The organism is Escherichia sp. TW14182 (assembly GCF_000208525.1).
Classification (GTDB): Bacteria; Pseudomonadota; Gammaproteobacteria; order Enterobacterales; family Enterobacteriaceae; genus Escherichia; species Escherichia ruysiae.
Map to the genome: position 1 here is coordinate 1 of NZ_AEJZ01000228.1, position 8,752 is coordinate 8,752.

The window sequence follows — 8,752 nt, forward strand, 5'->3', positions numbered from 1 at the left end:
TTTGCTATTTGGCTACAGCCACAGGTGGAGATGACCAGCGGCAAACTCGTCAGCGCGGAAGCGTTGCTGCGCATCCAGCAAGCGGATGGCACCTGGGAACTGCCGGATGGCTTAATCGATCGTATTGAGTCCTGTGGGCTGATGGTTACCGTCGGTCATTGGGTGCTGGAGGAATCCTGTCGACTGCTTGCTGCCTGGCAAGAGCGCGGCATTATGTTGCCATTATCGGTGAATCTCTCGGCGCTACAGTTGATGCACCCAAATATGGTGCCGGATATGCTGGGGTTATTAACTCGTTATCGTATTCAGCCTGGAACGTTGATCCTGGAGGTCACGGAAAGCCGACGCATTGATGACCCTCACGCGGCGGTGGCGATCCTTCGTCCGCTGCGCAACGCCGGCGTACAGGTGGCGCTGGATGATTTCGGCATGGGTTACGCAGGGCTGCGTCAGTTGCAGCATATGAAATCGTTGCCAATAGACGTGCTGAAAATCGACAAAATGTTTGTTGAGGGCTTGCCGGAAGATAGCAGCATGATTGCTGCAATTATCATGCTGGCACAAAGCCTGAATCTGCAAATGATTGCTGAAGGCGTAGAAACGGAAGCGCAACGCGACTGGCTGGCAAAAGCAGGTGTTGGTATTGCCCAGGGCTTCCTTTTTGCCCGTCCACTCCCCATTGAAATCTTCGAAGAGAGTTACCTGGAAGAAAAGTAGCTACCCCAAACTGATTACAAAACTTTAAAAAGTGCTGGTTTGTGCGAGCCAGTTCAAACTTTTTAACATTTTTGTTTCAATTATGATCCAGGTACATTTCTGTGATGTTGTCTGGGTGTTATTTTAAGGCCGCAGGTACTCCATAACCTTACAAGACCTGTGGTTTTACTAAAGGACACCCTATGAAAACCTCTCTGTTTAAAAGCCTTTATTTTCAGGTTCTGACAGCGATAGCCATTGGTATTCTCCTTGGCCATTTCTACCCTGAGATAGGCGAGCAAATGAAACCGCTTGGCGACGGGTTCGTTAAGCTCATTAAGATGATCATCGCTCCTGTCATCTTTTGTACCGTCGTAACGGGCATTGCGGGCATGGAAAGCATGAAGGCGGTCGGCCGTACCGGCGCAGTCGCACTGCTTTACTTTGAAATTGTCAGTACCATCGCGCTGATTATTGGTCTTATCATCGTTAACGTCGTGCAGCCTGGTGCCGGAATGAACGTCGATCCGGCAACGCTTGATGCGAAAGCGGTAGCGGTTTACGCCGATCAGGCAAAAGACCAGGGCATTGTCGCCTTTATTATGGATGTCATCCCGGCGAGCGTCATTGGCGCATTTGCCAGCGGTAACATCCTGCAGGTGCTGCTGTTTGCCGTACTGTTTGGTTTTGCGCTCCACCGTCTGGGCAGCAAAGGCCAACTGATTTTTAACGTTATCGAAAGTTTCTCGCAGGTCATCTTCGGCATCATCAATATGATCATGCGTCTGGCACCCATCGGTGCGTTCGGGGCGATGGCGTTTACCATCGGTAAATACGGCGTCGGCACCCTGGTACAGCTTGGGCAGCTCATTATCTGCTTCTACATCACCTGTATCCTGTTTGTGGTGTTGGTACTGGGTTCAATCGCTAAAGCGACCGGTTTCAGTATTTTCAAATTTATCCGCTACATCCGTGAAGAACTGCTGATTGTGCTGGGAACATCCTCTTCCGAGTCGGCGCTGCCGCGTATGCTCGACAAGATGGAGAAACTCGGCTGCCGCAAATCGGTGGTGGGGCTGGTTATCCCGACAGGCTACTCGTTTAACCTTGATGGGACATCGATATACCTGACGATGGCGGCGGTATTTATTGCCCAGGCCACTAACAGTCAGATGGATATCGTCCACCAAATCACGCTGTTGATTGTGTTGCTGCTCTCTTCCAAAGGGGCGGCTGGGGTAACGGGCAGCGGCTTTATCGTGCTGGCGGCGACACTCTCTGCGGTGGGCCATTTGCCGGTGGCGGGTCTGGCGCTGATCCTCGGTATTGACCGCTTCATGTCAGAAGCCCGTGCGCTGACTAACCTGGTCGGTAACGGCGTTGCGACCATCGTGGTTGCTAAGTGGGTTAAAGAGCTGGACCACAAAAAACTGGATGATGTGCTGAATAATCGTGCGCCGGATGGCAAAACGCACGAATTATCCTCTTAATCTCACCACTTATGCCCGCACTCCCTTCCCCGAGTGCGGGTGTTTGAGCATAATTGCCCCCTGTGCCCGAACTTACCACCTGGGTGAGTTCGGGTTTATTTCACTTCCTCCGTGACATTTTTATGTTCTTGCGGTCTAACACGAAGTGTTTTTAACGTCATTTAGGCTGACCGATAGCGGGCAGTCTTTTATTACCAGGATAGTTGATCAGGGGTTCACATGCAGGGCACAAAAATTCGACTTTTAGCGGGCGGTTTGCTGGTGATGGCCACTGCTGGCTATGTGCAGGCAGATGCGCTCCAGCCTGATCCAGCATGGCAACAGGGGACGCTCGCCAACGGTTTACAGTGGCAAGTGCTGACCACGCCCCAGCGTCCCAGCGATCGTGTTGAAATTCGCCTGCTGGTTAATACCGGTTCGCTCGCCGAAAGTACACAACAGAGCGGTTACAGTCATGCCATTCCTCGTATTGCGCTGACGCAAAGCGGTGGTCTGGAAGCGGCACAGGCACGTTCATTGTGGCAGCAGGGGATCGACCCTAAGCGCCCGATGCCGCCGGTGATCGTCTCTTACGACACCACGCTGTTTAATCTGAGTTTGCCAAATAATCGTAACGATCTGCTGAAAGAGGCGCTCTCTTATCTGGCGAATGCGACCGGCAAGCTGACCATCACACCAGAAACGGTTAACCATGCGCTGCAAAGCCAGGATATGGTGGCAACCTGGCCTGCCGACACTAAAGAAGGCTGGTGGCGCTATCGTCTGAAAGGATCAACTTTGTTAGGTCACGATCCTGCCGATCCGCTGAAAAAGCCCGTTGAAGCGGAAAAGATTAAAGATTTCTACCAGAAATGGTACACCCCAGATGCAATGACGCTGCTGGTGGTGGGGAACGTTGATGCGCGCTCGGTTGTCGACCAAATCAACAAAACGTTTGGCGAACTGAAAGGCAAACGTGAAACACCGGCTCCGGTGCCGACGCTTTCTCCGCTGCGTGCGGAAGCGGTGAGCATTATGACCGACGCGGTGCGCCAGGATCGGTTATCTATCATGTGGGACACGCCGTGGCAGCCGATTCGTGAGTCAGCCGCACTGCTGCGCTACTGGCGCGCGGACCTGGCTCGTGAGGCGCTGTTCTGGCATGTTCAGCAAGCGTTAAGCGCCAGTAACAGCAAAGACATCGGTCTTGGATTTGACTGCCGTGTGCTGTATCTGCGTGCGCAGTGTGCCATTAACATCGAATCACCAAACGACAAGCTGAACAGCAACCTTAATCTGGTGGCGCGTGAACTGGCGAAAGTCCGCGATAAAGGTCTGCCGGAAGAAGAGTTCAACGCCCTGGTCGCGCAAAAGAAACTGGAGCTGCAGAAACTGTTTGCCGCCTATGCACGAGCTGATACCGATATTCTGATGGGCCAGCGGATGCGTTCACTGCAAAATCAGGTTGTCGATATCGCACCGGAGCAATATCAGAAACTGCGTCAGGATTTCCTTAACAGCCTGACGGTAGAGATGTTAAATCAGGATCTGCGTCAGCAGTTGTCGAACGACATGGCGTTAATTCTGCTGCAGCCGAAAGGCGAGCCGGAATTTAACATGAAATCGTTGCAGGCTGCCTGGGATCAAATCATGGCGCCATCGACTACGGCTGCGGCGACGTCTGTCGCCACGGATGATGTGCATCCTGAAGTGACGGATATTCCACCCGCGCAGTAATAAATAATCCGGCAGCGTTTCTTCTGCGCTGCCGGGATTAACGGTAATGAATATACCCGCAGATATTTTTCCAGGCACGGCGGTAGCGTGCAGATAATTACTGACTGCTGTGGTTTATGTAAAAGGAAGTAACCACACTTTGTGAACGTAACGTGCTAAAGGAATATAAATGCGCTACAAAGTCACACTGTTCTTGCCGATCATGATTCTCTGTTGAACAGCTCTCTATTCCTGCAACAAAATTTTCTTTTACTTTGGGATGCGAATAATATTTATGTCAGTACAAGAAATAATATCGATAAAGACAAGGTAAAAATAGAATTCGGTATCAGTGTCAATACGATCAACCGAGAAACGGATGCCGAATTATTTGCTGACAGAGCGAAGTATACAGTTCTCTTCGACGGTAACCTAAAAAACAGGATGATAAACGAGTACGGCGAAAATGATTTTTTAATTACCTATGATGACCGCTGCTATTTATCATTTCGTCAATTTAAAACTAATCATCGTCATCAACATGATTATTGTTTTGACTTCTTTAACACTAATGGGAATGTTTTCGTCACGGTCGAAATTAAAGGTGAGAACCCGCTTAAATTTACGCGCAGTTTGAATGATATGCGTCAGCAGTTTATTTCAAATCATCAGCACCGCTCGGTTCATTCCTGCAAGAAGATTAACGGAGAACGAATATCTACCCGTTCTCCGCCAAAAACCATTACGCTGGCATCGCCTCACGCGGGATAATCGCGCCGCGATACTGGATAACCGTACTTGCAGTCAAATGTCCACGTTTCGCTGCTTCTTCTGCACTTCCCCCGGTCAGGCGTACCGCCAGATAACCGGCGCTGAAAGAGTCACCCGCAGCGGTGGTGTCGATCACTTTTTCTTTCGGCAGTTTCACCGCAGGAACATCAACTAACCCTTCGCCAGCAATGGACACCAGGCAAGAATCCGCCCCGCGTTTTACCACCACTTCTTTCACGCCCGCTTTATGGGTACGCGCAATGACGTCTTCCACCGGCTGTTGACCCCACAGCGCGTCTTCATCGTCCAGCGTCAGGAAGGCGATATCTGTGCATTCCAGCATTTGCTGGTACACCTGCTGCGTCTCTTCTTTGCTCGCCCACAGGCGCGGACGGTAGTTATTGTCGAAAATGACCTTCCCGCCGTTGGCACGGCATTCGCGCAGCAGAGAAAGCAGCTTCTCGCGGCTGGTCGGACTTAAGATCGCCAGGCTAATCCCGCTAAGGTAAAGGTAATCGAAATTCGCCAGCTCTTCACAAATTGCTGCTGACTGCTCGCTCTCCAGCCAGAATTTAGCTGCGGCTTCGTTACGCCAGTAGTAGAAAGTGCGTTCGCCAGTGCTATCGGTTTCAATGTAGTAAAGACCCGGCAGGCGGTTTTCCATCCGTTGGGTCAGGGACGTATCGACGTTCTCGCCGTGCCAGGCGTCCAGCATCTGCTGACTAAAACTGTCCGTCCCCAGCGCCGTTACGTAGTGAACGGTTAATGCCGCAGGATCGACCTGACGAGCGATGTAGACGGAAGTATTCAGGGTATCGCCGCCGAAACCGCGCTTAACGTCTGCGCCTTTCTCGGAAAGCTCAATCATGCATTCGCCAATCACGGCAATCTTTTTGGACATAGTCGTGAACCTGATCTGTAAAAAATTAGCGTTAGTTTGCGCTGTGGTGGTTTGCTGGTCAACTATATTAAAACGCTGTTCCATTATTTTTTTGAGCCAGAACGTATTCCTGGAAGATTCCGTCGTTGTGTGGGCAAATTAACTTCTCTCTGGCGGTAAAGTTCTGCCGTGGCGCGCCGATAATATTTGTCGAGTCCGGGCAGCATCACTTTTAAACACAGGACATCTTCGATGATAAGGCAGGTTATCCAGCGAATAAGCAACCCTGAAACAAGCATCGAGAGCTTGCAGGAACGGCGTTTTTGGTTGCAGTGTGAGCGCGTTTATACCTGGCAGCCGATTTACCAGACTTCCGGACGATTGATGGCCGTGGAGCTTTTAACCATTGTCACGCATCCTGATCATCCCTCGCAACGGCTGCCGCCAGATCGTTATTTTGCCGAAATCACCGTCAGGCATCGTATGGATGTGGTGAAAGAACAGATTGATTTACTGGCGAAAAAAGCTGCATTCTTCGTTGAGCACGGCCTGCTGGCATCGGTTAATATTGATGGACCTACGCTTCTTGCCCTACGTCAGCAGCCGGAAATTTTGCGCCAGATTGACCGTCTTCCCTGGCTGCGTTTCGAACTGGTGGAACACATCCGTCTACCGAAAGATTCAACGTTTGCCTCGATGTGCGAATTTGGCCCACTGTGGCTGGATGATTTTGGCACCGGGATGGCAAATTTCTCTGCGCTAAGTGAAGTGCGTTACGACTACATCAAAATCGCTCGCGAACTGTTTGTGATGTTGCGCCAGTCGCCCGAAGGTCGCACGCTCTTTTCCCAGCTTTTGCATTTGATGAACCGCTACTGCCGTGGGGTGATCGTCGAAGGTATCGAGACTGAGGAAGAGTGGGGCGATGTGCAAAATTCTCCCGCATTCGCCGCACAAGGCTGGTTTCTTTCACGTCCGGCACCAATCGAAACGCTGGACTCGGTGGCGTTGGCTCTGTAAGCCGCCTCATTTTCTGCCTGGCTGGACTATCTTTAGGACTGGCACAGGAAGAATGTGAGGAAGCGAACTATGAGCAAAGCAGGCAAAATAACCGCTGCGATTTCAGGGGCTTTCTTGTTGTTGATCGTCGTGGCGATCATTTTGATTGCAACGTTTGACTGGAACCGTCTCAAACCGACCATCAACCAGAAAGTCTCTGCGGAACTGAATCGCCCCTTCGCCATCCGTGGCGATCTGGGCGTTGTGTGGGAACGGCAAAAGCAGGAAACCGGCTGGCGTAGCTGGGTGCCGTGGCCTCATGTACACGCACAAGACATCATTCTCGGCAACCCGCCGGATATTCCCGAAGTGACGATGGTACATTTACCGCGCGTAGAAGCGACGCTGGCTCCGCTGGCGTTGCTGACTAAAACGGTCTGGCTGCCCTGGATCAAGCTGGAAAAGCCCGACGCGCGCCTGATTCGCCTCTCAGAAAAGAACAATAACTGGACGTTTAATCTCGCCAACGATGACAACAAAGACGCGAATGCAAAGCCGTCGGCGTGGTCGTTCCGTCTGGATAATATTCTGTTCGATCAAGGGCGGATCGCTATTGATGACAAAGTAAGCAAAGCAGATCTGGAAATTTTTGTCGATCCGTTAGGCAAGCCGTTGCCGTTCAGCGAAGTTACTGGATCGAAAGGTAAATCAGATAAAGAGAAGGTAGGTGATTACGTTTTTGGCCTGAAAGCGCAGGGGCGCTATAACGGCGAACCGCTCACGGGTACAGGAAAAATAGGCGGTATGCTGGCGCTGCGTGGCGAAGGAACACCTTTTCCGGTGCAGGCTGATTTTCGCTCCGGTAATACCCGTGTTGCTTTTGATGGCGTCGTGAATGACCCAATGAAAATGGGCGGCGTCGATTTACGGCTTAAATTTTCCGGCGATTCGCTGGGTGATCTCTATGAACTGACGGGCGTTCTGCTGCCCGATACCCCGCCGTTTGAAACGGATGGTCGGCTGGTAGCGAAAATCGACACTGAAAAATCGTCGGTCTTTGATTATCGCGGCTTTAACGGGCGCATTGGCGATAGCGATATCCACGGTTCTCTGGTCTACACCACCGGTAAGCCGCGACCAAAACTGGAAGGTGACGTTGAGTCACGGCAGTTGCGGCTGGCTGATTTGGGGCCATTGATTGGCGTTGATTCCGGGGAAGGGGTAGAAAAGTCGAAACGCTCTGAACAGAAGAAGGGCGAGAAAAACGTTCAGCCTGTGGGCAAAGTGCTGCCTTATGACCGCTTCGAAACCGATAAATGGGATGCGATGGATGCTGATGTTCGTTTCAAAGGGCGGCGCATAGAACATGGCAGCAGTTTGCCGATTAGCTCTCTTTCTACCCATATCATCCTCAAAAACGCTGACCTGCGTCTGCAACCGCTGATATTTGGCATGGCGGGCGGCAGCATTGCGGCGAATATTCATCTGGAAGGGGATAAAAAACCGATGCAGGGGCGGGCGGATATACAGGCTCGTCGACTGAAACTGAAGGAGCTGATGCCGGATGTAGAACTGATGCAGAAAACGCTGGGAGAAATGAATGGCGATGCTGAACTGCGTGGTAGCGGTAACTCGGTGGCGGCGCTGCTGGGGAACAGTAACGGCAATCTGAAATTGTTGATGAATGACGGGCTGGTGAGCCGTAACCTGATGGAGATTGTTGGGCTGAACGTCGGAAACTACATTGTCGGTGCGATTTTCGGTGATGATGAGGTGCGGGTGAACTGCGCGGCGGCGAATCTGGATATCGCCAACGGTGTGGCACGCCCGCAGATTTTTGCTTTCGATACTGAGAACGCGTTGATTAACGTTACCGGCACGGCAAGTTTTGCTTCGGAGCAACTGGATTTGACTATTGATCCGGAGAGCAAAGGGATTCGTATTATCACGCTGCGTTCGCCGCTGTATGTGCGTGGGACGTTTAAGAGTCCGCAGGCTGGTGTGAAGGCCGGGCCGTTGATTGCTCGCGGAGCCGTTGCGGCGGCACTGGCAACGTTGGTGACGCCTGCGGCGGCGTTACTGGCGCTGATCTCACCTTCAGAAGGGGAGGCTAATCAGTGTCGGACGATTTTGTCGCAGATGAAGAAGTGATGGGGTTGGATTAGATTTGCTGGTGAATTCGGGAGCAGCGTGTTCCCCTCACCCTAACCCTCTCCCCAAA

The 8,752-nt window shown here is 51.7% G+C and carries 7 protein-coding genes; 6 read left to right on the forward strand and 1 reads right to left on the reverse strand.

From position 1 onward, the window contains the following. The 4 genes from EQY_RS0117635 to EQY_RS0117650 all read left to right on the forward strand — a co-directional run. Nucleotides 1–717 (forward strand): EAL domain-containing protein (locus EQY_RS0117635; RefSeq protein ID WP_000385285.1); only part of this gene is annotated, 717 nt, incomplete at its 5' end. Nucleotides 718–899: 182 nt separating this feature from the next. Then, the gene (gene dctA / locus EQY_RS0117640; protein WP_000858214.1) at nt 900–2,186 is read left to right on the forward strand and encodes a C4-dicarboxylate transporter DctC; all 1,287 of its coding nucleotides are present in this window, start codon (nt 900–902) and stop codon (nt 2,184–2,186) included. Between the two features lie 219 nt (nt 2,187–2,405). Continuing rightward, the gene (locus EQY_RS0117645; protein WP_001163167.1) at nt 2,406–3,902 is read left to right on the forward strand and encodes a M16 family metallopeptidase; all 1,497 of its coding nucleotides are present in this window, start codon (nt 2,406–2,408) and stop codon (nt 3,900–3,902) included. Between the two features lie 213 nt (nt 3,903–4,115). After that, nucleotides 4,116–4,652, forward strand: a complete 537-nt coding sequence (locus EQY_RS0117650; RefSeq protein ID WP_237712274.1) for a hypothetical protein — start codon at nt 4,116–4,118, stop codon at nt 4,650–4,652. On the opposite strand, the gene kdgK is transcribed toward EQY_RS0117650, so the two are convergent. Further along, nucleotides 4,624–5,553, reverse strand: coding sequence for a 2-dehydro-3-deoxygluconokinase (kdgK, locus tag EQY_RS0117655; protein ID WP_024212639.1), 930 nt, complete (start codon nt 5,551–5,553; stop codon nt 4,624–4,626). The genes EQY_RS0117650 and kdgK overlap by 29 nt on opposite strands. 231 nt (nt 5,554–5,784) lie before the next feature. Between kdgK and pdeH the strand changes: the two genes are divergently transcribed. Continuing rightward, entirely contained in the window at nt 5,785–6,552 is a 768-nt protein-coding gene (gene pdeH, locus EQY_RS0117665) for a cyclic-guanylate-specific phosphodiesterase (RefSeq protein ID WP_000621119.1), read from the forward strand. A gap of 69 nt (nt 6,553–6,621) precedes the next feature. Continuing rightward, nucleotides 6,622–8,682: an AsmA family protein gene (locus tag EQY_RS0117670; RefSeq protein WP_024212640.1), complete on the forward strand. Its 2,061-nt coding sequence runs from the start codon at nt 6,622–6,624 to the stop codon at nt 8,680–8,682. Nucleotides 8,683–8,752: the final 70 nt, after the last annotated feature.